This is a genomic window from Rhizobium sp. CF122 (assembly GCF_000282035.1).
In the GTDB taxonomy this organism is placed as follows: Bacteria; Pseudomonadota; Alphaproteobacteria; order Rhizobiales; family Rhizobiaceae; genus Rhizobium.
Genome location: NZ_AKKA01000064.1, coordinates 38,525 through 61,660, shown reverse-complemented (window position 1 = coordinate 61,660; position 23,136 = coordinate 38,525). Strand labels below are relative to the sequence as shown.

Genomic DNA, 23,136 nt, shown 5'->3' with positions numbered 1-23,136 from the left:
TAGCCGATGGCGGCTGCCGCCAAAGCGATCGGCAGCGTGATCTGCCACGTCATGAGATCCGAGACCATGTTCCCCTCCGGTGGTCTTTTTATATCGTATGCACGCACTGTCCGGCGACGTAGGTCGCAACAGCGCGTCCGCTGAAGCGCGCGTCTTCGAACGGCGTGTTCTTCGAGCGGGAAAGAAGCATGTCCTTCGAAACAAGCCAAGGGTCATCGAGATCGATCAGCGTAATATCTGCTTTCGCTCCCGGCTTCAGCGTGCCGGCCTCGAGGCCGAAGATCAGCGCCGGCCGCGTCGACATCGCATCGATGAGGCGCATGAGGCTTACCTGACCGCTGTGATGCAGGCGAAGCGCCGCAGCGAGCATCGTTTCGAGGCCGACGGCGCCGTCCGCGGCCTCGCCGAAGGGCAGGCGCTTCGTGTCGACGTCCTGCGGATCGTGCGAGGAGACGATGATATCGATTGCACCGCGGGCCAGCGCATCCACCATCGCCACGCGGTCGTCTTCGGACCGCAGCGGCGGGTAGAGCTTGAAGAAGGTGCGGTACTCGCCGATGTCGTTCTCGTTGAGCGAGAGATTGTTGATCGAGATGCCGCAGGTCACGGTAGCGCCGCGGCTCCGGGCAAGTTCAATCGCTTCGACCGATTCCGGCACGGAGATCATCGCGGCGTGGTAGTTGCCGCGCGTCAGCTTGGCGATGCGCAGGTCGCGTTCGAGCGGGATGAGCTCGGCTTCCTTCGGAATGCCACCGAGACCAAGCCAGCTCGCGAACAGTCCCTCATGCATGACGCCGGTCGCGCCGAGATATTTGTCGCGAGTCTCGCAGGAGATCACCGCGCCGAATTCACGCGCATAGGTCATGACCCGGCGCAGGACCTGGGTGTCATGGACGCTGGAGCGGCCATCGGTGAACGCGACGGCGCCTGCTTCCATCAGCAGGCCGATCTCGGTCATTTCTTCACCGGCAAGGTGCTTGGTGATCGCCGCTGCGGGATAGACGTTGACGAGTGCCTTGTCCTTCGCCGTCTTCTTGACGAACTCGACCAACGCGATGTCATCGATGACAGGATCGGTATCCGGCATCATGATGATCGACGTGACGCCACCGGCGGCTGCCGCACGGCTCGCCGACGCGATCGTCTCGCGATGTTCTGCGCCCGGTTCACCGATATGAACGCGCGCATCCACCAGGCCTGGTGTGGCAACGAGGCCGGTGCAATCGCGCACTTTGGCGCCAGCGGGCGTGCCCTGGTTCTGCGCATCCGCACCGGCTGCAACGATCACGCCGTCCTTGACGATGATGGTGCCGACTTCATCGAGATTGCGCGAGGGGTCGACGATGCGAACGTTCTTGAAGACGATCGAGTTGCTCATGCGCCGGCTCCTTCGGTGCGTGGACCCTGATTTTGCGAGACAAGCAGCGTCTCCATCACGGCCATGCGCACCGCCACCCCCATTTCCACCTGTTCTGCGATCACGCTCTGCGGTCCATCCGCTACCTCCGAGGAAATCTCGACGCCACGGTTCATCGGGCCGGGATGCATGACCAGCGCATCGTCTTTCGCCGCCTTGAGCGTTTCGGCGTCGAGCCCGTAGAAGTGATAGTATTCGCGCACCGAGGGCACGAAGGCGCCGGACATACGTTCGCGCTGCAGGCGCAGCATCATCACCACGTCGGCGTCCTTCAGGCCTTCCTTCATGGAATGGAAGACTTCGACGCCCATGTCGGCAATGCCGGCAGGCAGCAGCGTCGCTGGAGCAACGACGCGTACGCGCGCGCCCATGGCGTTTAGCAGCAGGATGTTCGACCGCGCAACGCGGGAATGCAGCACGTCACCGCAGATCGCGACGATGATGCGCGACAGCTTGCCCTTGGAGCGGCGGATTGTCAGCGCGTCGAGCAGCGCCTGGGTCGGATGCTCGTGCTGGCCGTCGCCGGCGTTAACGACCGAGCAGGAAACCTTCTGTGCGAGCAGGGCGGCTGCGCCGGCGCTGGAGTGGCGGATAACCAGCACATCGGGCCGCATCGCGTTCAGCGTCATCGCCGTATCGATCAGCGTCTCGCCCTTCTTCACCGAGGAATTGCCGACCGACATGTTCATCACGTCGGCGCCGAGGCGCTTTCCGGCGAGCTCGAACGAAGATTGTGTACGCGTCGAGGCTTCGAAGAAAAGGTTGATCTGCGTGAGGCCTCTCAGCGTCGACGTTTTCTTCTCCCTTTGCCGGCTGATCTTGACGGCCTCGTCGGCCTTGTCGAGGAGAAAGGTGATATCCTGCTCTGTGAGCCCTTTGATACCGATGAGGTGGCGGTGGGGAAAGAAGACCATGAACCTGCCTCTTGCTGTCGTCTGCGGGGTCTATAAAGAGTGCGCCGGGCGGCGGCAAGCTTGCGCTGTGGGAAAGGCCCGTCTCCCCCTGCAATTTTGCCCGAATTCAACTATTGCAGAGATAGGGAAATTATAACTTCCGGTTTCCCTTTGCCTGCCTCTTGCACTAGAAGCGATTCATGACGCCCGCCGAAGAGAAACTTGCCGAACTCAACCAGCCGAGCCTGTGGTCTGGGATCAATGCCTACAGGTCCGATCCGCTGATCGTGGACCTGACCGGCACGTTGCCGCGCGGGATCCGCGATGATCTCGACAATATGGGGCGCTACGTGACCTCGCCGGAGGCGCAGGAGCTGGCGCGCATGGCGAATCAGGGAACGCCGCAGCTGCGCACGCATGGTCCGCGCGGCGAGCGGCTGGATGTCGTCGAGTTCCATCCGGCCTGGCACGCGCTGATGCGCCGTTCGATGTCATCGGGGCTTCACTCGTCGGTGTGGGATCCGCAGGCGGATACCGAGGCGAAGGACCACGCGCACAAGGTCAGGGCGGCGCGCTTCTATCTGACGGCGCAGCTCGAATCTGGCCATCTTTGCCCACTGACAATGACGAGCGCCTCGGTCGCGGCCCTTTCCGCCTCGCCGGCCGTTCAGAAGGATTGGGCGCCGAAGATACTGTCGCGCAAGTATGATTCCACGAACAAGCCGGCCATGCAGAAGTCCGCCGTGACGATCGGTATGGGCATGACGGAGAAGCAGGGCGGCACCGACGTCCGCGCCAACAAGACGACGGCCGAAAAGGTCAGCGAAGGCATTTACCGCCTGTCCGGCCACAAGTGGTTCATGTCGGCGCCGATGAGCGACGCTTTCGTGATGCTGGCGCAAACGAAGGATGGGATGGGCTGCTTCCTCGTTCCTCGGCTGCTGGAAGACGGTTCGGCGAACGGCCTCCACTTCCAACGTCTGAAGGACAAGGTCGGCAATCGCTCCAACGCCTCGTCCGAGGTCGAATTCAGCGATACCTTCGGCTTCCTGCTCGGCACGCCGGATGGTGGCATCCGCACTATTCTCGACATGGTGACGTTGACGCGCCTCGACTGCGCGCTGGCCTCCTCGGGCATGATGCGTGCCTCGCTCGCGGAAGCCGTGCACCATACCCGCGGCCGCAGCGTCTTCGGCAAGATGCTGGTCAGCCAGCCGATCATGACGCGTGTCTTGGCCGATATGGCCCTCGATGTGGCGGCCGCGACAGCGCTGTCCTTCCGCCTCGCCGATGCGTTCGACCGGGCGCGCGGCAGTGCCGAAGAGGCGGCCTACGCCCGCGTCATGACGCCGGTTGCGAAATACTGGTGCTGCAAGATCGCGCCCGCACTGATCTACGAGGCGATGGAGTGCATCGGCGGCAGCGGCTACATCGAGGAGCGCCCGATCGCCCGCCATTACCGGGAAGCTCCGGTCAACGCGATTTGGGAGGGCTCGGGCAACGTCATGGCGCTCGACGTGCTACGCATCCTGAACCGCGGCAAGGATCTCTTCGAAACCGTGTTTGCCGGGCTCGCGCGCGATCTCGGGCCGGCCGGCAAGAAGACGATCGACGTGCTGCGCGCCGCGATGGCGCTCTGCGAGCGGGACGAAGGCGCTGCGCGTCTGCTGGTCGAACAGCTCGCACTCGCTGCCGGCGCCGCCGAACTGTATCGCCTGGGAGCAGGCCGGATCGCCGACGCCTTCATTGAGACGCGGCTCGCAGGCGGCTGGCGCTCGACCTACGGCATGCTGGATTCGCGCTTCGACGCCAGCTACATCGTCGATCTGCTCTATCCGCCGGCAAGCTGATGACTATACTGCGCCCCGTCCGTGCCGATGATCTCGAACAGATCTATCGAATCTCGCTGGTGACGGGCGATGCTGGCCGCGATGCGTCCGAGTTGCATCGCGACGGCAAGCTGATCGGCCATGTCTACTCAGCGCCCTACGTCTCGCTCAGTCCCGAAACGGCTTTCGTGGCAGAAGATTTTGAAGGGGTTGCCGGCTACATCGTCGGTGTCTTCGACACGATTTCCTTCGAGGAGCGGCTTGAACGCGATTGGTGGCCGGCGCTCCGAGAGACGTACGCCGATCCACAGGGCGATCCGGCCAGCTGGGATGCGGATCAGAAATACATCGCCGCGATCCATCACCCGTCTCGGGTGCCTGCCGCGATCGCCGAAGCCTTTCCAGCCCATATTCACATGAACCTTCTGCCGCGCCTTCAAGGCCAGGGGATGGGCACCGGGCTTCTTGATCGATGGTTGACGAATGCCCGAGACGCCGGCGTAACAGCAGTCCACCTCGGTGCCAGCGCCGATAACCATGGTGCCCTGCGCTTCTGGGGTTCCCGTGGGTTTGCACGTCTCGAACCTCCCTTTGTGGATGCTTCCGATCCGACGGCCTGGTTTGGGCAGGAGCTCTAGGGTCAAGCAGCGTCATGTCGCCGAACGGTGACAGTGCCCTGACTGCCGTCACCTTTGGCAGGCTGTCCACAATCTTTCAAAGGCTTGTCCGTTGTCGGTGTTGGGTGGTGTTGCTACTCACCGCAAAGTGACAATTCGGACCGAATCCTAATGCTCAATGATCCCATGGTGCTAACGCCCGTTGCCGACGCAATCCGTGTCGAACCGGAAAAACGTATCCGAGACCGAAGCGCGACGGAGAAGGCAATCCTTAAGGCAGCCAAGTCGCTGCTGGCGGAGGAGGGGTTCCAGAATTTCGGGGTCAACGCAGTTGCCCGCCGCGCGGGATGCGACAAGCAGTTGATCTACCGTTACTATGGGGGCCTCAACGGCTTGGTGGAGGCGATCGGCGCTGATCTCGGCACCTGGGTCAAGGATCGTATTCCCGAGGACACCGGCGGCATGTTCCTTTTGACTTACGGCGACCTGATGGAGCGCTTGTCACTCTTGTTCCTCGAGGCCTTGAGGGATGATCCGCTTGTTCGTCGCATCGTTGCCTGGGAGGTTTCCGAAAACACCGAGCAGGTCAGGCGGCTTTCCGAGGCGCGGTCGAAGGCCTTGGCAAACTGGCTCGACCGGATGCGCGGATCGCTGACGCCGCCGAAGGGCGTCGATGTCGTGGCCGTCAATGCGATTCTGATCGCAGCCATTCAGCATCTCGTGCTTTCCGCCTCCGCCGGCGGCCAGTGCGCTGGGCTGGCACTCAAGACGCCGAAGGATTGGGAGAAGGCGGCAACCGCCCTGAAACGCATCGTTCGCGGCGTCTACGGCTGAAGCAGAGACAGTCTTTCCACAGGCCTTCCGTCGCGCGTTAACCTTAACAAATGGTTTACGTTGCGCCTTTCCGGTTAAGAAGTCAGGTTGCTGGGGCAGTCCAAAGTGTTGGGTGTCCGGAACCATGGGAACCAAAATCGCGAGAGCCGCGTTTCTTGTTGCCGCGATGATGTTTTTCGCTGTGCTTGCGCTGGATATCGCTGTGCCGGCGCTGGTTCTGGGTTCGATGGCGTTGTCGATATGGCTGGTTTCTTACGAGGGGCTATCCATTCGAAGAGAACGAGAGACGACCGCATGAAGTGGTTTCTGATCTTCTGGGCCGGTCCCATTGTCTTTCTGGCGGGATGGTACTGGCTTTCCTACTACGACATGAGCTTCGGCATCTTCATGCTGAGCAGGCAGGTTCACGACCTGACCTTCGAGATTTATGGGAAGATCCTCGGCATTCCGCCGGAAACCATTCCGCCTCTGGTCGCGCGTGCGATCGTCGTCGACAGTCTCGTCGTTTTCGCAATCATTGGGTTCCGCCGACGCAAGGCGATTGCCGCCTGGTGGCGTGCTCGTCACGGATCCAAGTCGTCGGATGCCGCTCTGCCGAGCAAGGAAAGCCTGTCCAGCGCTCCCTGAAGAATGAAGCTTGCCGCGGCCGAGTCGATGCGCTCGGCACGCTGCCTGCGCGATACGTCCATTTCCAGCAGAGCACGCTCGGCGGCGACCGTCGACAGCCGCTCGTCCCAGTACACGAAGGGCAGAGCGGTTTTCTGCTCCATGTTGCGCACGAAGGCCCGCGTTGCCTGTACGCGCGGTCCGGCCGATCCGTCCATATTCATCGGCAGGCCGATAACGAAGGCGGCAACCTTTTCCTTCGTGGCAAACTCCAGCAGCGTTACCGCATCGATCGTGAATTTCTCGCGTTTGATGACGGGCCGGGGCGTCGAAAAGCGCCGACCGAGATCGGACATCGAGAGCCCGATCGTTTTCGTGCCGAGATCGAGACCCGCGATCGCCTGTCCCGGCTGCAGCACCGTCGCCAGTTCCTCAATCGTCAGCACCGTCATCGTCGTTTCATCCCGTCAAAAGAAATTGAAGCAGCGCCGCTTTTCTTTGTGGCCGCATCGGATATGTCCATAACCAGCAAAGCAGGCTTTTGCATCCCATAATAAGAGGAGAATTTCATGAAGATCACTTGGCTTGGTCACTCCGCTTTCCGCATCGAGATCGGAAAGGCGAAAATCCTGCTGGATCCGTTTCTCACGCACAATCCGTCCTTTGCGGGCCAGAATGCAAAGGATGTCGCGAGCGGTGTTACACATATCCTGCTGACCCACGGTCACGGTGATCATGTCGGCGATACCGTCGCACTTGCCAAGGAGACTGGCGCGGTCGTTCTCGCAAACGCCGATCTTGCCGCCTGGCTGAGCTCGAAGGGCCTGAAGAAGATCGAAGCGGGCAACACCGGCGGTACGATTTCGTTCGACGGCTTCTCGGCGACTTTCACCAACGCGCTGCATTCCTCCGCCCAGATCACCGAGGATGGCGTTTCGCACGCCCTTGGCAATGCCAACGGCCTGATGCTGCACTTCGACGAGGAGGCTTCTATCCTCGCCATGGGCGACACCGACATCTTCTCCGACATGGCATTGATCAACGAGCTGCATCAGCCCGACATCGGCCTCATGCCAGTCGGCGACCGCTTCACCATGGGTGGCGCGGTGGCGGCATTGGCCTGCCAACGCTACTTCAACTTCAAGACCGCCATACCCTGCCACTACGGCACCTTCCCGATCATCGACCAGACGCCCGAGAAGTTCGTCTCCGGCATGGACGGATCGAAGACAGCTGTGAAAACGCCTAAGCCGGGCGAAAGCCTTTCTCTCTAGTCGAGGTCTGCCGAAATCGCTTCGATTTCGGAGAAGGAATTCCACGCAATCCAAAGACCATGCCCGTTGCGCACAGCGGGCATGGCCTTTATAGCGGGTAGGAAAAATCCCATCCGGAGAATGTTATGTCCGTCGACTTTGCCACCGTTAAGCGCGTAGCGCGCCTTGCCCGTATTGCCGTCTCGGAAGAAGAGGCAAACCGCATGGTGGGCGAGCTGAATGGTATTCTCGGCTTCGTCGAGCAGCTCTCGGAGGTCGATGTCGAAGGCGTCGAGGCAATGACATCGGTCACTCCGATGGAGATGAAGAAGCGCAGGGACGACGTGACCGACGGGAACAAGGCCGCCGACATTGTCTCGAACGCTCCTGTCACCGATCAGAATTTCTTCCTGGTACCCAAAGTCGTCGAATAAGGCTCTCGCTGCTTTCCGACCTCCGTTGCCATTCCAGATTTGAAGCGAATTACCATGAGCGAACTCACCAGCCTGACCATTGCCGAAGCCCGCACGAAGCTGCGCGCCAAGGAGATCAAAGCAACCGAACTGACCGAGGCCTACATCTCGGCAATCGAAGCGGCCAACGAAAAGCTCAATGCCTATATTAAGGTCACGCCCGAGAAGGCGCTGCAGATGGCGGAAGCCTCAGACGCGCGTCTCGCCGGCGGCAAAGGCGGTGCGCTCGAAGGCATCCCGCTCGGCATCAAGGACCTGTTCGCGACCGAAGGCATTCATACCCAAGCCTGCAGCCACATCCTGGATGGTTTCAAGCCGCACTACGAATCGACCGTCACCCAGAACCTGTGGGACGACGGCGCCGTCATGCTCGGCAAGCTCAACATGGACGAGTTCGCGATGGGCTCTTCCAACGAAACCTCTTACTACGGCGCGGTGATCAATCCCTGGCGTTCGGGCGGCTCCAACCAGCAACTGGTGCCAGGCGGTTCCTCCGGTGGTTCCGCAGCTGCGGTTGCAGCCCACCTCTGCGCCGGTGCTACGGCGACCGATACAGGCGGCTCGATCCGTCAGCCGGCCGCCTTCACCGGCACGGTCGGCATCAAGCCGACCTATGGCCGTTGCTCGCGCTGGGGCACGGTGGCTTTCGCCTCGTCGCTCGATCAGGCCGGCCCGATTGCGCGCGACGTGCGCGACGCCGCGATCCTGCTGAGGTCGATGGCGTCAGTCGATTCCAAGGACACGACCTCCGTCGACCTGCCGGTTCCGGACTATGAAGCCGCGCTTGGCCAGTCGCTGAAGGGCATGAAGATCGGCATTCCGGACGAATACCGCGTCGACGGCATGCCAGAGGAAATCGAAACCCTGTGGCAGCAGGGAATTGCCTGGCTCAGGGACGCAGGCGCCGAGATCGTCAACATCTCGCTACCGCACACCAAATACGCGCTGCCGGCCTACTACATCGTCGCCCCCGCCGAAGCCTCGTCGAACCTCGCCCGCTACGACGGGGTCCGCTACGGCCTGCGTGTCGACGGCAAGGATATCGTCGACATGTACGAAAAGACCCGCGCCGCCGGCTTCGGCAAGGAAGTCAAGCGCCGCATCATGATCGGCACCTATGTTCTCTCGGCCGGTTACTACGACGCCTACTACATCAGGGCCCAGAAGGTTCGCACGCTCATCAAGCGCGACTTCGAACTGGCCTTCAATGCCGGTATCGATGCGATCCTGACGCCCGCGACACCGTCGTCCGCCTTCGGCGTCGCCGACGAAAACCTCGCCTCCGATCCGGTCAAGATGTACCTGAACGACATCTTTACGGTGACGGTCAACATGGCCGGGCTGCCCGGCATCGCGGTTCCGGCCGGCCTCGATCACAAGGGCCTGCCGCTCGGTCTGCAGCTGATCGGCAAACCGTTCGACGAAGAAACGCTGTTCAAGACTGCGCATGTGATCGAGCAGGCCGCGGGCAGGTTCACGCCTGCCAAGTGGTGGTAAGCGAGCTGACAATCCGGAAAATGACCGTCGCCGACCATCACATGGTCGGCGACGTCGGTTTTGCGGCATGGAAATCCAGCGGCGCTGGCGAAGCTGGTTTCAACCGGGCTGACGTCATCGAAGGTGCCCGCAGAGCATTCTTCGACTATCCCGCTACAGCAAAGGGCGATGTCATCGTCGCTGAGTTCGAAGGTAGGATAGCCGGCTGGCGCGCCCGGGAAAACAAACCCAATTACATTTCTGACATCTGGATCGATCCCGCCTGCCAGGGCCGCGGCATCGGTTCCGCCCTAGTGCGCTACTTCATTGAACGCATTGCCCCTGACGGCTTCAAAGTTGCAAAAATCCACACCCGCGCTACCAATGGCGGCGCCATCCGACTTTACGAGCGGGCCGGCTTCTCGATCGTCTGGCGCGGTGAGAAGTTTGATGCGGAACTCGGCATTCCGCTCGAAAAGGTGCATCTGGAGAAGCGTCTCGGCTGAAGGCGCAATTTCGGGAGGAGGCCTATGGCCAAACAGAATATTGCGGACATGATCGAAGCATTCGACTGCCTCGCGGCGGCAGGTTTCACCGTGGGTGCGGAGTGGCAGGCCGTGCATGCAATCTGCCAGGCGCACGAAGGCGAGGCGCCTTTCGATTGGGGTCATGCCATCTGCCATCGTATCGAAGGCGACGACTGGAATGCTGACTACTGGTACCGCCGTGCTGGCAAGCATCGTGGGAGCGGCTCGGTGGCCGAGGAGTGGTCGGCGATGAAGGCCGAGCTTGCCACGCGTCTTTGAGGAAGCCGCGCGCTGAGGCGACGCGCGGCCAGGAGTTTATCTGTTGTCCTGTTCCGCTCTCACCAGAACCAATCCCCGTTCGGTGATGCGATAGGGCTTGCCGCCCGAGGATTTGATGGCCCTCTTCTGCTTCAGCTTGCGAAACAGCTCGAGGCCGAAGCCGGGATAGACCCAGCCGTCGCGGGTGAAGCACTTCACCGCCTCGATTTTCCGGTTGTCGTCGCGTTCGATTTCAATCCGGCCACCTTGGGCCAATAGGTGCAGGATGCGCTGCTCCGTGCGTGAAATATCCATGGAATGTTGATCCGGTCGTAGCGCCTTGAGGAGGCGCGTAAAAACGATCTGGCGTCCGATTGGACGTCAGGGCTTCGTTTTTTCGGGCCCGTGCGCGCAAGAAAAACCTGCGGGCAGGGCCTCTACCGGGTCTGAGAAGACCAATTCAACATAAGGTCGTCATATCCGCTGACCTCAATTTCGTCAAGTTTTGCAACCAATGGGGGATGTTGTGCTGGGTCTCGCGCTCGAAACCCAACGCTTTGATAACGCGGTGATTCGGTGTTTACTTCTGCGAAAACGCGGAGAGGCTATTGATCCACATTCGCAATGCCCGCGAAGGCGAAGCGGAGCTTTTGAGCGAGATCGGAATAAGGGCCTGGCAGAAGGCAATGGCATCCATCGGCGAAGGGGATGCCATGGTCGATGCCGCGCGAAGCGCGTTTTTCGATTTCGTTACGGGTAGCTGGATCACCGTCACTGTCATCGAATGGAACGGGCATGCGGCAGGATGGGCGGCGCGCGAGACGCTCGACGAGAAGATTTCGGATTTCTGGATCGATCCTGCCTTCACCGGTCACGGTCTCGGAACTGCCCTCTTGCAGGATATCGAGAAAGACATAGCAGCGCAGGGCTTCGATACGGCAATGATGCAGACGCACTCCGGAAACTCCGAAGCGATCAGCTTCTTCCAGAAGCGTGGATACGCAATTCATTGGCTATCGATTGTCTACAATCCCAAGCTCGATCGTGATGTGCCGTCAGTCGGTTTGTCAAAGGCTCTGGAATCGGCGGACGACGGCACATACGGTCTAGTCTAGCAGCGTGCCGTCCAACACGACGTAGCCGAGGGCGCCTGATAAAAGAAGCGCGGTCAGCATATGAAACATGGCAATGGCCCTAAGGATCGATCGGAACGGTTCTTTCTGCGTCTTGTGACGTAGGAGCCTTTGCGCGCAAACCGCGCCCAGGCTGCCACCGACGAATGCGAGCGTCAGCAAGGTTTTCTCGCTGATCCGGCGACGATGATGGCGAGCAGCCTGCTTGTCGAGGAAATAGATCGAGAACACGAAGACATTGAGTGCCGGGAAGAGCCCGAGGATCATGAGAATATCAGTCGCCGTCATGCGGGCCACGCTAGCGACATTGCGTTAACACGCCCCAAACCGGCTGGCCCGCCCAACGGGACAGCCGAAAGCCTTGCACCGGCAAGCCATTTCCGTTACCTCACGAGTTGAAAAGAACAGCCTCAAAAAGAGCATCTCAATGATTGTCGACGTTCGTACGCCTGATCCGAAACGCTTCATTCCCGGCGCCACTGGCGATTGGGAAGTGATCATCGGCATGGAAGTTCATGCACAGGTGCTGTCGAATTCGAAGCTGTTCTCGGGCGCGGCGACGGAGTTCGGCAAGCCGCAGAATTCCAACGTGTCGCTCGTCGATGCGGCCATGCCCGGCATGCTGCCTGTCATCAACGAGGAATGTGTCAGGCAGGCGGTCCGCACCGGTCTTGGCCTGAAGGCGCAGATCAACAAGCGCTCGCTCTTCGACCGCAAGAACTATTTCTATCCCGACCTGCCGCAGGGCTATCAGATTTCGCAGTTCAAGGATCCAATCGTCGGCGAAGGCAAGATCGTCATCTCGCTCGGGCCGGATCGTCAGGGCCAGTTCGAGGACATTGAGATCGGCATCGAGCGGCTGCATCTGGAGCAGGACGCCGGCAAGTCGCTGCACGACCAGCACGCCACCATGTCCTATGTCGACCTGAACCGCTCGGGCGTCGCGCTGATGGAGATCGTCTCCAAGCCGGACATGCGTTCGTCGGAAGAAGCCAAGGCCTACATGACGAAATTGCGCTCGATCGTGCGCTATCTCGGCACCTGCGACGGCAACATGGACGAGGGCTCCATGCGCGCCGACGTCAACGTCTCCGTCCGTCGCCCGGGCGAAGGCTTTGGCACCCGTTGCGAGATCAAGAACGTCAACTCCATCCGCTTCATCGGCCAGGCGATCGAATACGAAGCCCGGCGCCAGATCGGCATCCTGGAAGATGGTGGCGCGATTGAGCAGGAAACCCGTCTCTTCGACCCGAACAAGGGCGAGACGCGGTCGATGCGCTCGAAGGAAGATGCGCACGATTACCGCTACTTCCCGGACCCGGATCTTTTGCCACTCGAGTTTGACGATGCGTTCGTCAAGGCGCTTGAAGCCGACCTTCCGGAATTGCCCGACGACAAGAAGGAGCGCTTCGTGCGCGAACTCGGTCTCTCGGTCTACGACGCTTCCGTTCTGGTCTCGGAAAAGGCGATCGCCGACTATTTCGAAGCCGTGGCCGAAGGCCGCGACGGCAAGGCAGCCGCCAACTGGGTCATCAATGATCTGCTCGGTGCCTTGAACCGGACAGGCAAAAGCATCGAGGAGACGCCTGTCTCGCCGGCGCAACTCGGCGCAATCATTGATCTTATCAGGGCGGAGACTATTTCAGGAAAGATTGCGAAGGACCTGTTCGAAATCGTGCTGAACGAAGGCGGCGATCCTGCCGAGATCGTCGAAGTCAGGGGCATGAAGCAGGTGACCGATACTGGCGCGATCGAGAGGGCGGTCGATGAGATCATTGCCGCCAACCCGGATCAGGTGGCGAAGGTCCAGGCCAAGCCGACGCTTGCCGGCTGGTTCGTCGGTCAAGTGATGAAAGCAACGGGTGGCAAGGCAAACCCGCAGGCAGTCCAGGCTCTGGTCAAGGCGAAGCTCGGCATCGAGGAGTAAGACCGTGTATTTCGTGCGCACCGCCAGCGAGGGTGATCTAAGCAAGATGCGCACCTTGCTGGATGAGGGCTTTCGCGCGACCTATGCTGGCCTCTATGGCGAAGCGAAGGTAGCCGAGCTCATTGCGCATCTGTTTTCGCCGGCGGCGCTGCAGGCGCGACTGGCGAAGAAGAATGCCGAGTTCCTCGTTGCCGATAACGGTAAGGATATCGGCGGTATCGGTTACGCCGCCATGTCGGATGAAATGACGAAGACCGTCATGCTGCATCTGCTCTATGTTCGTCCCCCGCTGCATCGCCAGGGTATCGGGCGGGAGATCTTTGCCGAGTTGGAAACCTGTTTTCCCGATGCCGAGATCATGCGCTTGGAGGTAGAGCCGCGGAACAAGACGGCGATCGCCTTCTATCATGCTCACGGCTTCGAGGATGTCGGCCGCAATGAAAACGACGGGCCGGGGCAATCCGGCATACCGACGCTGATCCTCGAAAAACCTCTCGAGCAGCGCTAGCCACAATGTGACCATGAGCCAAACCATCATTCGCGAGGCGCGCAACGCCGACGTGGCGGCACATCTTTGCCGGGGATGAACTCGGCGGTCACGGCGATACGACGGCGCCTGAGGCCTTCGGCGACTATCTCCCGGGCTTTCGAGCGGGTCGCCTCATCACGCGACCAGACGCTCTACGTCGCCGAACGCGAAGGGCAGGTCGTCGGCACGTTCCAGACGATGATCGTGACGTCGCTGGTTGGCAGGGGCTCGTCCTCGATGATCATCGAGGCGGTGCAGACGCGGGGCGACATGCGAGGACAGGGCATCGGCGCTCAGATGATCGAGTTTGCCATCGCGGAGGCAAAACGTCGCGGTCTTCGGCTCGTGCAACTGACCTCGAACGCCAGCCGCAAGGATGCGCACCGTTTCTATGAGCGACTGGGCTTCAAACAATCGCATCTCGACTTCAAGATGGCGCTGAAATGAGCCGGTGTGGCGCCGGAATCACTGGACAATGTGGATCGCTGGCGGCATAAGCGAGGGATCAAATTCTGGTCCCGCTCGCCGTCCGGCTAGCTCAAGGAAAAGACATGAAGAATCTCCTCGTGCAAATCTTCACCTGGTGGAACGGTCAGACGATCGGTACGCGTTTTGCGACATGGCGTTTCGGTAAGCGCGTCGGTGAAGACGAATTGGGCAACGTTTATTACGAAGGCGGCATGTCGTCCTACGGCCTTCCGAAGCGTTGGGTGATCTATAAGGGCTATGCCGAGGCCTCCGCAATTCCCCCGGGTTGGCACGGCTGGATGCACCACCGCACGAACGTTCCTCCGAGCCAGGAAAACTACGTCGCCAAGGAATGGCAGAAGCCGCATCGCGCAAACCCGACGGGTTCGCCGCAGGCTTATCGCCCGCCTGGATCATTGGTCGTTCCTGGCGAACGTCCGCGGGTTACGGGCGACTACGATGCCTGGACACCTGGCAACTGAGCAGGCCCCGCCGGCCCCGCTTTTGGCCACAATTGACCATTACCCGCAGAATGGCCGCAGCGATTGCGGCCTTCGATTTCAAGATGCTGTGGAGACGGGCAGATATGAAGCTTTTCACGCGGAAGAATCTCCTGCGTGCCGCCGGGCTCTCCCTGGCGCTTGGCCTTCTGCCGCAGGTCGCCTCCGCTGCGCGCATCGAGAACTCGGTCGCTGTTTTCTCCGGCCTCGACAAGATCACCGGCCGCATCACGACGTTCGATGTCTATGTCAACGAGACCGTGCAGTTCGGCGCGCTGCAGGTGACACCTAAGGCCTGCTATTCGCGCGATCAGGCCGAAGCGCAGAAGATAGATGGTTTTGTGGAAGTCGACGAGATTACGCTCGACCGCAAGATCCGCCGCATCTTCACCGGCTGGATGTTTGCCGACAGCCCCGGCCTCAATGCCGTCGAGCATCCGATCTATGACGTCTGGCTGAAGGACTGCAAGCAGAACTCGGACGTGCCCGCGCCCGACAAGGCAGCCAACTAATTCTCAGAATTCCAGGTGCGGTGATTCAATTGCTGCCGCGAGTATGTGAGCGTACTCATCCTTCGGAACATCGATGGCTCCGAAAGTCTTTAGGTGCTCGGTCGTAAACTGTGTATCGAGCAGGGTAAACCCCTTGGTCCGCAGCCGTTCCACGAGATGAACGAGGCAGATCTTCGAAGCGTCCGTCCGCCGTGAGAACATGCTTTCGCCGAAGAACGCCGAACCCAGCGACACTCCGTATAATCCGCCGACAAGCTCGTCACCGTCCCATGCCTCGACCGAGTGCGCGTGGCCGATGCGATGCAGCGTGGAATAAAGCGTCTTGATCGTTTGATTGATCCAGGTGCTCGGCCTGTCCCCGGTCTCCGCCGCGCAGGCTGCGATCACCGCATCGAAATCGTGGTTGAAGCGGATGTCGAAAGGCTTGCGCCGGATCGTCTTGGCGAGGCTTTTGGAAACGTGGAATTCATCAAGCGGCAGGACACCGCGAAGATCGGGCTCGACCCAGAATATCTCTGGGTCATCAGCCGATTCGGCCATCGGAAAGAGGCCGATAGAATAGGCGCGCAGGAGGATTTCCGGTGTTATGCCTGGAGACTTCCTGCGCGATCCTGCCATTCTCTGTTACGCCGGTTTTTTGGCCAGATAGTTTTCCAGCCAATGGATATCATAGTCGCCGTTGGCGATGTCTTGATTGTCCACCAGATCTTGGAACAACGGAAGCGTGGTCTTGATGCCGTCCACGACAAACTCGTCCAGCGCGCGACGCAGACGCATCATGCATTCGACACGCGTGCGACCGAATACGATGAGCTTGCCGATGAGGCTGTCATAGTAAGGCGGGATCTTGTAGCCCTGGTAGGCGCCGCTATCGACGCGAACCCCAAGACCACCCGGCGCATGGAAGTGCGTGATCGTGCCCGGAGAGGGCACGAACGTACGCGCGTCCTCGGCGTTGATGCGGCACTCGATGGCATGGCCGTGGAAGTTGATCTCTTCCTGCTTGACGGAGAGCCCGCCGCCGGAAGCAACGCGAATCTGCTCGTGGACCAGATCGATGCCGGTAATTGCCTCGGTAATCGGATGTTCCACCTGCAGACGGGTGTTCATTTCGATGAAATAGAACTCGCCGTTCTCGTACAGGAACTCGATCGTGCCGGCGCCGCGATACTTCAGCTTCTTCATGGCATCGGCGCAGACCTGGCCGATCTTCATTCGCTGCTCGACGTTCAGGGCCGGGGAGTTGGCTTCTTCCCAGACCTTCTGATGGCGGCGCTGCAGCGAGCAATCGCGTTCGCCGAGATGGATCGCATTGCCTTCGCCATCGCCGAACACCTGGATTTCGATGTGGCGCGGCTTGCCGAGGTACTTTTCCATGTAGACGGCATCGTTGCCGAAAGCGGCTGCCGCTTCGGTACGGGCCGTCGACCAGGCTTCGATCAGGTCGGCCTCGGACTTGGCAACCTTCATACCGCGGCCACCGCCGCCTGCGGTTGCCTTGATCAGCACTGGATAGCCGATTTCAGCGGCAGTACGCAGTGCGTCTTCCTCGGTCTTGACCTCGCCATCGGACCCCGGAACGACAGGGATACCGAGCTCCTGCGCCGTTGTCTTGGCGGTGATCTTGTCGCCCATGAGGCGGATATGTTCCGCCGTCGGGCCGATGAACGTGATGCCATGCGCTTCCAGGATTTCCGCAAACTTGGCGTTTTCGGACAGGAATCCGTATCCCGGATGCACGGCATCGGCACCCGTGATTTCGCAGGCGGCCACGATCTGATGAATGTTCAGATAGCTTTCGCGCGAGGGCGGCGGGCCAATGCAGACGCTTTCGTCGGCAAGGCGCACATGCATGGCATCGGCGTCGGCAGTCGAGTGAACCACGACGCAAGGAATGCCGAGCTCTTTGCATGCGCGCAGCACGCGAAGCGCGATTTCCCCGCGGTTGGCGATGAGGATTTTCGAGACCATGACGCTCGCCTTATTCGATGACGACGAGGGCTTGGCCGTATTCGACGGGGCTTCCGTCCTCGACGAGGATTTCGGTGACCTTGCCGGACTTCGGCGAAGGGATCTGGTTCATGGTCTTCATCGCTTCGATGATGATCAGCGTCTGACCTTCCTTGACGGTGGCGCCGAGCTCGATGAAGGGACGCGCGCCCGGAGCCGGAGCCATGTAGGCCGTGCCGACCATCGGAGCGCTAACGGTGTTGGCAGGGTTGCGCGCGGGAGCCGCAGGCGCCGCGGCGGCGGCTGGAGCTGCAGCGACCGGCGCTGCGGCGGCAAATGCAGGCGCGCCGATCGGAGCCTGGACGTACTGGGTGTTGCCGGCGCGCGAAACGCGAATTCGCAGATCGTCCTGCTCGACTTCGATTTCCGTCAGATCCGTATCGTTGAGGATGTTCGCGAGGTCGCGGATCAGCGCCTGGTCGATACCGTTTTTCTTCTCAGCCATGAGTGTTTGCCCTGTGTTCTTCTTATGCCGTGAGATTCTTCAGCGCATGCAGCGCTAGAATATAACTATGAGGCCCGAAGCCGCAGATGACGCCCTTAACCGCAGGCGCAATCATCGACTTGTGGCGGAATTCTTCTCGCGCGTGGACGTTGGAGATATGAAGCTCTATTACCGGAATGGAAATAGCGCGAATTGCGTCGTGGAGCGCGACCGACGTATGCGTGTAGGCTCCGGCGTTGATCGCCACGCCAACGGCCTTGTCGTTCGCTTCGTGAAACCAGTCGACGAGCATACCTTCGTGATTGCTCTGGCGAAAATCGATATCGAAGCCGAGCTCACGCCCAGCCGCCTTGCAATCCGCCTCGATATCCTGAAGCGTCTTGCCCCCATAGATGCCCGGCTCTCTTTTGCCGAGCATGTTCAAGTTGGGCCCGTTCAGGACGAATATCGTTTGCGTCATCGAGTGTTCCATCAAGTGCGAGACGGCAACCTATAGACTCCCAACGAACCTAATGAAAGCCCTTTGGGAAACGCAGCCCGAATCGCGCCACATTTGTCCACATGGCTGAAACGCTTCGATTTTGGCGATTTGATGGGCGTCGTCTCAACAACTCGTCTTACCGCAGGCGCGCATGTTCTTGACCTTGGTTTCGAGATCATCGAAACCGACTGCGCCCTGAACCAGTTCGTTGCCGATCACGTAGGACGGTGTACCGGTGATGCCGAGGCTCTGTGCAAGTTGATAGGTCTCCTTCACGGAGGCATCGCTGGAGCTCTTGGCCATCTCGTCACGGATTTGCTTTTCGCTGACGCCAAGCGACCCGGCGACTTCAATTGCGCTCGCTTCGTCGGCGCGGCCATCACTGCTGAGAAGCGCGATATGGAACTCGCTATACTTTTCCGGCGCCAGCTTGCGGAATGCATCGGACACCTTGTGGGCGGCGACCGATTCCGGGCCGAGGATCGGGAATTCCTTGAGCACGAAGCGGACATTCTTGTCCTTTTCGAGCATCGTCTGCATGTCGGAAAGTGCGTGTCGGCAATAGCCGCAATTGTAATCGAAGAACTCGACGATCGTGATGTCGCCCTTCGGGTTGCCGATCGTCATGTCATACTTCGAATCGAAGATCGTTGACTTGTTGTCAGCAATCACCGCATTGGCTTTGACGAGGCGCGCCTGCTCCTGCTTCTTCTGCAGGGCATCCTGAACATCCAGCATGATCTCCGGATTTTCGATCAGATACTGCTTGATGAACTCGCCGAACTCCTTCTTCTGCGCTTCATCGAGCGCCGATGCCGGGTAGGCCGTTGCCACCGAGGCAGTCAGCGCCAGTGCGGTGAAGATTTTCGGAAGTATGGCCATTATATCCTCGTTATCAGCAGTTCGTATGCATCGTTCTAGGCGCCGGATAACACTGCCCGGTTAACGGCGGAAATCAGATGCCGTCAAATTATGGTGCGTCCGGTCGTCTTCAAACAAGAAATTTCGCATCCGCTGTTCAATCGCGGGATTGTGATGATCCGATTATTGCGGCAATTGTCTGGCCGCAAGCAAAGTTAGAGAGAAGCGATCTTGTTTTCCATTTCCCAACGCAGTGAAGTCGAGCCCTTCCATGCCATGGATGTTCTGGCCGAAGCGACAAAGCGGCGAGCGAGCGGTCACCCGGTCATTTCCATGGCTGTCGGACAGCCCTCCCATCCGGCGCCACGCGCTGCTCTGGAGGCCGCGCAGGCAGCGCTCGTCGAGGGCAGGATCGGCTATACGGACGCGCTCGGCACGGCGAGGCTGAAACATGCGCTGGCCGGGCACTATCGCAACCGTCACGGGCTGGAAATCGATCCGGCGCGCATCGCGATAACCACCGGTTCTTCCGCCGGCTTCAACCTTGCCTTTCTCTCGCTGTTTGATGCCGGAGACGCGGTCGCCATCGCCCGGCCGGGCTATCCTGCCTACCGCAACATTCTCGGGGCTCTTGGGCTTAGGGTGATCGAGGTACCGGTGACTGCCGACACGCATTTCACGTTGACACCCGAGAGCCTGGAGGCTGCCCAAACTGCAAACAACGTCAGACTGAAGGGCGTGCTGCTGGCGAGCCCCGCCAACCCCACTGGCACGGTGACCGCTCGCCAGGGGCTGAAGGCGTTGGCCGACTATTGCGCGGCGAATTCGATCGCGTTCATTTCAGACGAAATCTATCACGGGCTGACTTTTGCCGGCGAAGAGACCAGCACGCTGGAATTGACCGACGAGGCGATCGTCATCAACTCCTTCTCCAAATATTATTGCATGACCGGCTGGCGCATCGGCTGGATGGTGCTGCCCGAGCGGCTGGTGCGCCCCATCGAGCGTGTCGCGCAAAGCCTCTACATCTCGCCGCCCGAACTCTCGCAGATCGCCGCGACGGCAGCGCTCAGCGCGACCGCGGAACTCGATGTCTACAAGGCAAGCTACGCCGCCAACCGCGAGTTTCTGCTGAAGCGCCTGCCGGAAATCGGCCTGTCCATTGCCTCGCCGATGGATGGTGCCTTTTATGCCTATGTCGACGTAACGCGCTTCACCAATGACAGCATGGCGTTCGCCAAACGGATGCTGGCAGAGATCAACGTCGCCGCGACGCCGGGTCTGGATTTTGATCCGCTGGAAGGCAATAGGTCGATGCGAATGTCCTACGCCGGCTCCGAGGCAGAGATCGTTGAAGCAGTCGAGCGCATTGCAGCGTGGTTGCAATAATTCTATATCCTAGGTGGTTGTGGAGGCTTCCTAAATCAATTTCTGAGCGGCTCACTAGAAGGCAGCAAGCCGCTCGACCGTTCGCGCACTCACTTCACCGGTCGGCAATTCTCCCGGTCAAGCTGCGACACCAGCGCCAGGATCGTCTCGGAAACCGGTGTCGGCGTTGCGGTCAGGCGGCCCAGTGAAACGACCATTCCCACCAGCGGGGTAATCTCCAGCGACTTCCCCGCCAGGAGGTCTTGCAGCATGGAGGTGCGAACCGGCCCGATTTGCCGGGCCTGTTCCAATCGCTGCTCGACGGACATCCCGACATTCGCGCCAAGTGCCTCTCCAACAGCCTTTACCTCCTTCATAACCTTGCCGATCTGGTCGGTGATCGCGGCATCCGCCATCAGATCGGACATCAATGATCGCGTCAGCGCGCTGATCGGGTTGAAGGAGGCGTTGCCCATCAGCTTGCTCCAGATATCGTCGCGGATGCGGCTCGAGAGTCTCACACCGATATCGGCGCGCTGCAGGAGCACTTCGATGTCGCGCAAATCTGCAGTGATCTCGCCGGAGGGCTCGCCGAGAATAAAGTGGCCTTTGTTGCTAAGCCTGATCTCGCCGGGCTTGCTGACTTCAGCGCCCTGGTGGGCGACGCAGCCGATCACGCGCTGCGGACCGACAAGGCGCCAAAGCTTGCCATCCTCATCGAGCTCGTCGAACTGCCGTTCCGCATGCCCGCTGTCCTGGTCGCGATGAAAATACCACCACGGAATGCCGTTGAGGATCATCATGACGCGTGTGCTATCTTTCAGCAGATGGTCGATTCCCTCTGCGGCGGCGCTGAGCTGATGGCCCTTCAGCCCGGTGATGACGAGATCCTGCGGCGGCAGTTCCCTCGGATCGTCGGTAGCTGTCAGATTGACGGTGACGGGTGCTTCTGCACCGGCCTCAATGAGACGCAACCCATCGCTTCGGATGGCCGCGAGATGAGCGCGGCGGGCAACGACCGAAACCGTTGCCTCTGCGCCGAGAGATAACGCAAGCTTGGCGGCGATCGCGCCGCCGAGTGCACCGGCGCCGAAGATGCAGATATTCTTGAGGGACATGCGATGATCTTTCCGCGATTGGTGGGTCGCGCAGAACTTAGGTCATCCCTTCCTCAAGGCGAATGATTTTTTAGTGACCGCTGCCGGGAAGAAGCTCGTTGCGGCGAAGCTCGTCGATGGCTGCCACCGCATCCTCCGCAGACCAGCCCGCGCGAATGGCGGCGCCGATCATCCGGACCTCGGCCTCCTCTTCGATCTTGAGGAACAGCGGTTCCAGGGCCTCTTGGGCGGTAAGAATATGCTCGTTTGCAGGCGTAACTGACTGGCGGGTGGCGGGCGTAGGCATCTGCACGGTACTCCTCTCTCTGGCAGGGGATGATTCGAAATAAAGCGCGAGGGCAAAAAAGGTTCCGGATAAAGTTTCAAGACGGTGTCATCTTGTTCTTTCGCCCCGGCTCTGCCTTGTTGCGCGGCTAGGCTCATGCTCGATTCGGTTCCCGACAAGAGGCGGAGCCATGACAAAAACGCACGAAGGAGATTGCGATGACGAACGCCAAGAACGGGATTTCCGAAATGCGACCGAGAATTACAGTAATTGGCGTCGGCGGCGGCGGCGGCAATGCGATCAATAACATGATAGCGGAAAATCTCGAAGGCGTCGATTTCATCGCGGCCAATACGGATGCGCAGGTGCTGGCGACATCGAAGGCATCCCGCCGCATACAGCTTGGCGCGCATATAACCGAAGGGCTGGGGGCCGGTTCGCTGCCGGAAGTCGGTCGCGCAGCCGCCGAAGAATCGATCGATGAGATCATGGATCATCTGGCTGGCTCGCATATGTGCTTCGTCACCGCAGGCATGGGGGGCGGCACCGGAACGGGGGCTGCACCTGTTATTGCCCAAGCCGCCCGCAACGCCGGCATCCTCACGGTCGGAGTGGTTACTAAGCCCTTCACCTTCGAAGGCAACCGCCGCATGAAGACAGCCGATGTCGGTATCGAGGCGCTCCGCGAGGCGGCCGATACGGTGATCGTCATCCCGAACCAGAACCTTTTCCGCATCGCCGATGCGAAGACCACGTTCGCGGACGCCTTCATGACCGCCGACCGCGTGCTTTATGCCGGTGTCGGCTGCATCACCGACCTGATCGTCAAGGAAGGCCTGATCAATCTCGACTTCGCGGACGTGAAATCCGTGATGCGCGGCATGGGTCGGGCGATGATGGGTACCGGCGAGGCTTCGGGCGAGGGGCGTGCGATGAAGGCAGCCGAGGCTGCGATCGCCAATCCGCTGCTCGACGATATTTCGATGAAGGGCGCCAGGGGTGTTCTGATCTCGATCTCCGGCGGCACCGACATGACGCTCTTCGAAGTGGACGAAGCGGCAAGCCGCATCCGCGACGAGGTTCAGGATGAGGCCGATATCGTCGTTGGCGCGATCTTCGACCGCAACCTCGACGGCAAGTTCCGCGTCTCGGTCGTGGCGACAGGCCTCGACGGGGTGGCAGTTGGAACGCAGGCCCATCAGGGCGTGGCACTCGGCCAGGACATGCAGACGCGTACGCTGCAGTAAACCGTCCTATCGCCTGCGTGTCCGATCGGGCGCGCGGGCTTTCCAGATTGATGTCATTTCGGTGTGGTGTTGCCGTTGCGCCAGCGGCT

General features: G+C 60.3%; 28 protein-coding genes and 1 pseudogene. 17 read left to right on the top strand and 12 right to left on the bottom strand.

Annotated elements, in window-relative coordinates:
• Positions 1-88: 88 nt before the first annotated feature.
• Both PMI09_RS10790 and PMI09_RS10785 read right to left on the bottom strand, forming a co-directional pair.
• Entirely contained in the window at positions 89-1,378 is a 1,290-nt protein-coding gene (locus tag PMI09_RS10790; protein WP_007792786.1) for a dihydroorotase, read from the bottom strand.
• Positions 1,375-2,331 (bottom strand): aspartate carbamoyltransferase catalytic subunit, encoded by a 957-nt coding sequence (locus tag PMI09_RS10785; protein ID WP_007792784.1) that lies wholly within the window; start codon positions 2,329-2,331, stop codon positions 1,375-1,377. The genes PMI09_RS10790 and PMI09_RS10785 overlap by 4 nt, the downstream gene beginning before the upstream one ends.
• A 179-nt stretch (positions 2,332-2,510) precedes the next feature.
• Between PMI09_RS10785 and PMI09_RS10780 the strand changes: the two genes are divergently transcribed.
• From PMI09_RS10780 to PMI09_RS10760, 4 genes are all read left to right on the top strand, one after another.
• Complete coding sequence (locus PMI09_RS10780; RefSeq protein ID WP_007792782.1) at positions 2,511-4,160, top strand: acyl-CoA dehydrogenase family protein; 1,650 nt, start codon at positions 2,511-2,513, stop codon at positions 4,158-4,160.
• On the top strand, positions 4,160-4,777 hold the full coding sequence (locus PMI09_RS10775; protein WP_007792780.1) for a GNAT family N-acetyltransferase: 618 nt from the start codon (positions 4,160-4,162) through the stop codon (positions 4,775-4,777). Before PMI09_RS10780 ends, PMI09_RS10775 begins: the two co-directional genes overlap by 1 nt.
• 150 nt (positions 4,778-4,927) lie before the next feature.
• Positions 4,928-5,590 (top strand): TetR/AcrR family transcriptional regulator, encoded by a 663-nt coding sequence (locus PMI09_RS10770; protein WP_007792778.1) that lies wholly within the window; start codon positions 4,928-4,930, stop codon positions 5,588-5,590.
• Between the two features lie 294 nt (positions 5,591-5,884).
• On the top strand, positions 5,885-6,217 hold the full coding sequence (locus tag PMI09_RS10760) for a DUF6105 family protein (protein ID WP_007792773.1): 333 nt from the start codon (positions 5,885-5,887) through the stop codon (positions 6,215-6,217).
• Here the strand turns inward: PMI09_RS10760 and ruvX are convergent.
• On the bottom strand, positions 6,154-6,648 hold the full coding sequence (ruvX, locus tag PMI09_RS10755; RefSeq protein ID WP_007792771.1) for a Holliday junction resolvase RuvX: 495 nt from the start codon (positions 6,646-6,648) through the stop codon (positions 6,154-6,156). The two genes, PMI09_RS10760 and ruvX, sit on opposite strands and share 64 nt — an antisense overlap.
• Positions 6,649-6,765: 117 nt before the next feature.
• Here ruvX and PMI09_RS10750 point away from each other — a divergent pair, with 117 nt between their 5' ends.
• The 5 genes from PMI09_RS10750 to PMI09_RS10730 all read left to right on the top strand — a co-directional run bounded on the left by PMI09_RS10750 (position 6,766) and on the right by PMI09_RS10730 (position 10,204).
• Positions 6,766-7,470, top strand: a complete 705-nt coding sequence (locus tag PMI09_RS10750; RefSeq protein WP_007792769.1) for a metal-dependent hydrolase — start codon at positions 6,766-6,768, stop codon at positions 7,468-7,470.
• A gap of 125 nt (positions 7,471-7,595) precedes the next feature.
• Positions 7,596-7,883, top strand: coding sequence for an Asp-tRNA(Asn)/Glu-tRNA(Gln) amidotransferase subunit GatC (gene gatC, locus PMI09_RS10745; protein WP_007792766.1), 288 nt, complete (start codon positions 7,596-7,598; stop codon positions 7,881-7,883).
• A gap of 54 nt (positions 7,884-7,937) precedes the next feature.
• A complete protein-coding gene (gene gatA / locus PMI09_RS10740; protein WP_007792763.1) occupies positions 7,938-9,419 on the top strand; it encodes an Asp-tRNA(Asn)/Glu-tRNA(Gln) amidotransferase subunit GatA in 1,482 nt (493 codons plus the stop codon).
• A 20-nt stretch (positions 9,420-9,439) separates the two neighbouring features.
• On the top strand, positions 9,440-9,904 hold the full coding sequence (locus PMI09_RS10735; protein ID WP_007792760.1) for a GNAT family N-acetyltransferase: 465 nt from the start codon (positions 9,440-9,442) through the stop codon (positions 9,902-9,904).
• A gap of 24 nt (positions 9,905-9,928) precedes the next feature.
• Positions 9,929-10,204: a hypothetical protein gene (locus PMI09_RS10730; RefSeq protein ID WP_007792757.1), complete on the top strand. Its 276-nt coding sequence runs from the start codon at positions 9,929-9,931 to the stop codon at positions 10,202-10,204.
• Positions 10,205-10,240: 36 nt separating this feature from the next.
• Here PMI09_RS10730 and PMI09_RS10725 read toward each other — a convergent pair whose 3' ends face one another.
• A complete protein-coding gene (locus PMI09_RS10725; protein WP_007792755.1) occupies positions 10,241-10,498 on the bottom strand; it encodes a YjhX family toxin in 258 nt (85 codons plus the stop codon).
• 293 nt (positions 10,499-10,791) lie between these two features.
• On the opposite strand from PMI09_RS10725, the gene PMI09_RS10720 reads away from it, so the two are divergent.
• The gene (locus PMI09_RS10720; RefSeq protein WP_007792751.1) at positions 10,792-11,298 is read left to right on the top strand and encodes a GNAT family N-acetyltransferase; all 507 of its coding nucleotides are present in this window, start codon (positions 10,792-10,794) and stop codon (positions 11,296-11,298) included.
• Here PMI09_RS10720 and PMI09_RS10715 read toward each other — a convergent pair.
• Entirely contained in the window at positions 11,290-11,604 is a 315-nt protein-coding gene (locus PMI09_RS10715) for a DUF1294 domain-containing protein (RefSeq protein ID WP_007792749.1), read from the bottom strand. The two genes, PMI09_RS10720 and PMI09_RS10715, sit on opposite strands and share 9 nt — an antisense overlap.
• 139 nt (positions 11,605-11,743) lie before the next feature.
• Between PMI09_RS10715 and gatB the strand changes: the two genes are divergently transcribed.
• From gatB to PMI09_RS10690, 5 genes and pseudogenes are all read left to right on the top strand, one after another.
• Complete coding sequence (gene gatB, locus PMI09_RS10710) at positions 11,744-13,243, top strand: Asp-tRNA(Asn)/Glu-tRNA(Gln) amidotransferase subunit GatB (protein WP_007792747.1); 1,500 nt, start codon at positions 11,744-11,746, stop codon at positions 13,241-13,243.
• Between the two features lie 4 nt (positions 13,244-13,247).
• On the top strand, positions 13,248-13,751 hold the full coding sequence (locus PMI09_RS10705) for a GNAT family N-acetyltransferase (RefSeq protein ID WP_007792746.1): 504 nt from the start codon (positions 13,248-13,250) through the stop codon (positions 13,749-13,751).
• A gap of 13 nt (positions 13,752-13,764) precedes the next feature.
• Positions 13,765-14,219: pseudogene (locus PMI09_RS10700) on the top strand (GNAT family N-acetyltransferase).
• 104 nt (positions 14,220-14,323) lie between these two features.
• On the top strand, positions 14,324-14,722 hold the full coding sequence (locus tag PMI09_RS10695) for an NADH:ubiquinone oxidoreductase subunit NDUFA12 (RefSeq protein ID WP_007792741.1): 399 nt from the start codon (positions 14,324-14,326) through the stop codon (positions 14,720-14,722).
• A 104-nt stretch (positions 14,723-14,826) separates the two neighbouring features.
• The gene (locus PMI09_RS10690; protein WP_007792740.1) at positions 14,827-15,252 is read left to right on the top strand and encodes a DUF2155 domain-containing protein; all 426 of its coding nucleotides are present in this window, start codon (positions 14,827-14,829) and stop codon (positions 15,250-15,252) included.
• A gap of 3 nt (positions 15,253-15,255) precedes the next feature.
• Here PMI09_RS10690 and aat read toward each other — a convergent pair whose 3' ends face one another.
• From aat to PMI09_RS10665, 5 genes are all read right to left on the bottom strand, one after another.
• Positions 15,256-15,870 (bottom strand): leucyl/phenylalanyl-tRNA--protein transferase, encoded by a 615-nt coding sequence (gene aat, locus PMI09_RS10685; protein WP_007792737.1) that lies wholly within the window; start codon positions 15,868-15,870, stop codon positions 15,256-15,258.
• A gap of 6 nt (positions 15,871-15,876) precedes the next feature.
• Positions 15,877-17,223: an acetyl-CoA carboxylase biotin carboxylase subunit gene (gene accC / locus PMI09_RS10680; protein WP_007792735.1), complete on the bottom strand. Its 1,347-nt coding sequence runs from the start codon at positions 17,221-17,223 to the stop codon at positions 15,877-15,879.
• Between the two features lie 10 nt (positions 17,224-17,233).
• Positions 17,234-17,707 (bottom strand): acetyl-CoA carboxylase biotin carboxyl carrier protein, encoded by a 474-nt coding sequence (gene accB, locus PMI09_RS10675; protein WP_007792734.1) that lies wholly within the window; start codon positions 17,705-17,707, stop codon positions 17,234-17,236.
• Positions 17,708-17,729: 22 nt separating this feature from the next.
• Complete coding sequence (gene aroQ / locus PMI09_RS10670; RefSeq protein ID WP_007792731.1) at positions 17,730-18,167, bottom strand: type II 3-dehydroquinate dehydratase; 438 nt, start codon at positions 18,165-18,167, stop codon at positions 17,730-17,732.
• Positions 18,168-18,311: 144 nt separating this feature from the next.
• Positions 18,312-19,070: a DsbA family protein gene (locus PMI09_RS10665; RefSeq protein WP_007792729.1), complete on the bottom strand. Its 759-nt coding sequence runs from the start codon at positions 19,068-19,070 to the stop codon at positions 18,312-18,314.
• Positions 19,071-19,280: 210 nt separating this feature from the next.
• Between PMI09_RS10665 and PMI09_RS10660 the strand changes: the two genes are divergently transcribed.
• Positions 19,281-20,438 carry a pyridoxal phosphate-dependent aminotransferase gene (locus PMI09_RS10660; RefSeq protein ID WP_007792726.1) on the top strand — a complete coding sequence of 386 codons (1,158 nt, stop codon included), beginning with the start codon at positions 19,281-19,283 and terminating at the stop codon, positions 20,436-20,438.
• Between the two features lie 89 nt (positions 20,439-20,527).
• On the opposite strand, the gene PMI09_RS10655 is transcribed toward PMI09_RS10660, so the two are convergent.
• Both PMI09_RS10655 and PMI09_RS10650 read right to left on the bottom strand, forming a co-directional pair.
• Positions 20,528-21,535 carry a ketopantoate reductase family protein gene (locus PMI09_RS10655; protein WP_007792723.1) on the bottom strand — a complete coding sequence of 336 codons (1,008 nt, stop codon included), beginning with the start codon at positions 21,533-21,535 and terminating at the stop codon, positions 20,528-20,530.
• A 70-nt stretch (positions 21,536-21,605) separates the two neighbouring features.
• Positions 21,606-21,821 carry a hypothetical protein gene (locus tag PMI09_RS10650; protein WP_007792720.1) on the bottom strand — a complete coding sequence of 72 codons (216 nt, stop codon included), beginning with the start codon at positions 21,819-21,821 and terminating at the stop codon, positions 21,606-21,608.
• Positions 21,822-22,018: 197 nt separating this feature from the next.
• On the opposite strand from PMI09_RS10650, the gene ftsZ reads away from it, so the two are divergent.
• Positions 22,019-23,047 carry a cell division protein FtsZ gene (gene ftsZ / locus PMI09_RS10645; RefSeq protein ID WP_007792717.1) on the top strand — a complete coding sequence of 343 codons (1,029 nt, stop codon included), beginning with the start codon at positions 22,019-22,021 and terminating at the stop codon, positions 23,045-23,047.
• The last annotated feature ends 89 nt before the right edge of the window (positions 23,048-23,136 follow it).

Excerpts from the sequence above, each read along its gene's own strand:
- PMI09_RS10790 (WP_007792786.1), bottom strand. The coding sequence starts at position 1,378 with ATGAGCAACTCGATCGTCTTCAAGAACGTTCGCATCGTCGACCCCTCG.
- PMI09_RS10785 (WP_007792784.1), bottom strand. The coding sequence starts at position 2,331 with ATGGTCTTCTTTCCCCACCGCCACCTCATCGGTATCAAAGGGCTCACA.
- PMI09_RS10780 (WP_007792782.1), top strand. The coding sequence starts at position 2,511 with ATGACGCCCGCCGAAGAGAAACTTGCCGAACTCAACCAGCCGAGCCTG.
- PMI09_RS10775 (WP_007792780.1), top strand. The coding sequence starts at position 4,160 with ATGACTATACTGCGCCCCGTCCGTGCCGATGATCTCGAACAGATCTAT.
- PMI09_RS10770 (WP_007792778.1), top strand. The coding sequence starts at position 4,928 with ATGCTCAATGATCCCATGGTGCTAACGCCCGTTGCCGACGCAATCCGT.
- PMI09_RS10760 (WP_007792773.1), top strand. The coding sequence starts at position 5,885 with ATGAAGTGGTTTCTGATCTTCTGGGCCGGTCCCATTGTCTTTCTGGCG.
- ruvX (WP_007792771.1), bottom strand. The coding sequence starts at position 6,648 with ATGACGGTGCTGACGATTGAGGAACTGGCGACGGTGCTGCAGCCGGGA.
- PMI09_RS10750 (WP_007792769.1), top strand. The coding sequence starts at position 6,766 with ATGAAGATCACTTGGCTTGGTCACTCCGCTTTCCGCATCGAGATCGGA.
- gatC (WP_007792766.1), top strand. The coding sequence starts at position 7,596 with ATGTCCGTCGACTTTGCCACCGTTAAGCGCGTAGCGCGCCTTGCCCGT.
- gatA (WP_007792763.1), top strand. The coding sequence starts at position 7,938 with ATGAGCGAACTCACCAGCCTGACCATTGCCGAAGCCCGCACGAAGCTG.
- PMI09_RS10735 (WP_007792760.1), top strand. The coding sequence starts at position 9,440 with ATGACCGTCGCCGACCATCACATGGTCGGCGACGTCGGTTTTGCGGCA.
- PMI09_RS10730 (WP_007792757.1), top strand. The coding sequence starts at position 9,929 with ATGGCCAAACAGAATATTGCGGACATGATCGAAGCATTCGACTGCCTC.
- PMI09_RS10725 (WP_007792755.1), bottom strand. The coding sequence starts at position 10,498 with ATGGATATTTCACGCACGGAGCAGCGCATCCTGCACCTATTGGCCCAA.
- PMI09_RS10715 (WP_007792749.1), bottom strand. The coding sequence starts at position 11,604 with ATGACGGCGACTGATATTCTCATGATCCTCGGGCTCTTCCCGGCACTC.
- gatB (WP_007792747.1), top strand. The coding sequence starts at position 11,744 with ATGATTGTCGACGTTCGTACGCCTGATCCGAAACGCTTCATTCCCGGC.
- PMI09_RS10695 (WP_007792741.1), top strand. The coding sequence starts at position 14,324 with ATGAAGAATCTCCTCGTGCAAATCTTCACCTGGTGGAACGGTCAGACG.
- PMI09_RS10690 (WP_007792740.1), top strand. The coding sequence starts at position 14,827 with ATGAAGCTTTTCACGCGGAAGAATCTCCTGCGTGCCGCCGGGCTCTCC.
- aat (WP_007792737.1), bottom strand. The coding sequence starts at position 15,870 with ATGGCAGGATCGCGCAGGAAGTCTCCAGGCATAACACCGGAAATCCTC.
- accC (WP_007792735.1), bottom strand. The coding sequence starts at position 17,223 with ATGGTCTCGAAAATCCTCATCGCCAACCGCGGGGAAATCGCGCTTCGC.
- accB (WP_007792734.1), bottom strand. The coding sequence starts at position 17,707 with ATGGCTGAGAAGAAAAACGGTATCGACCAGGCGCTGATCCGCGACCTC.
- aroQ (WP_007792731.1), bottom strand. The coding sequence starts at position 18,167 with ATGACGCAAACGATATTCGTCCTGAACGGGCCCAACTTGAACATGCTC.
- PMI09_RS10665 (WP_007792729.1), bottom strand. The coding sequence starts at position 19,070 with ATGGCCATACTTCCGAAAATCTTCACCGCACTGGCGCTGACTGCCTCG.
- PMI09_RS10655 (WP_007792723.1), bottom strand. The coding sequence starts at position 21,535 with ATGTCCCTCAAGAATATCTGCATCTTCGGCGCCGGTGCACTCGGCGGC.
- PMI09_RS10650 (WP_007792720.1), bottom strand. The coding sequence starts at position 21,821 with ATGCCTACGCCCGCCACCCGCCAGTCAGTTACGCCTGCAAACGAGCAT.
- ftsZ (WP_007792717.1), top strand. The coding sequence starts at position 22,019 with ATGACGAACGCCAAGAACGGGATTTCCGAAATGCGACCGAGAATTACA.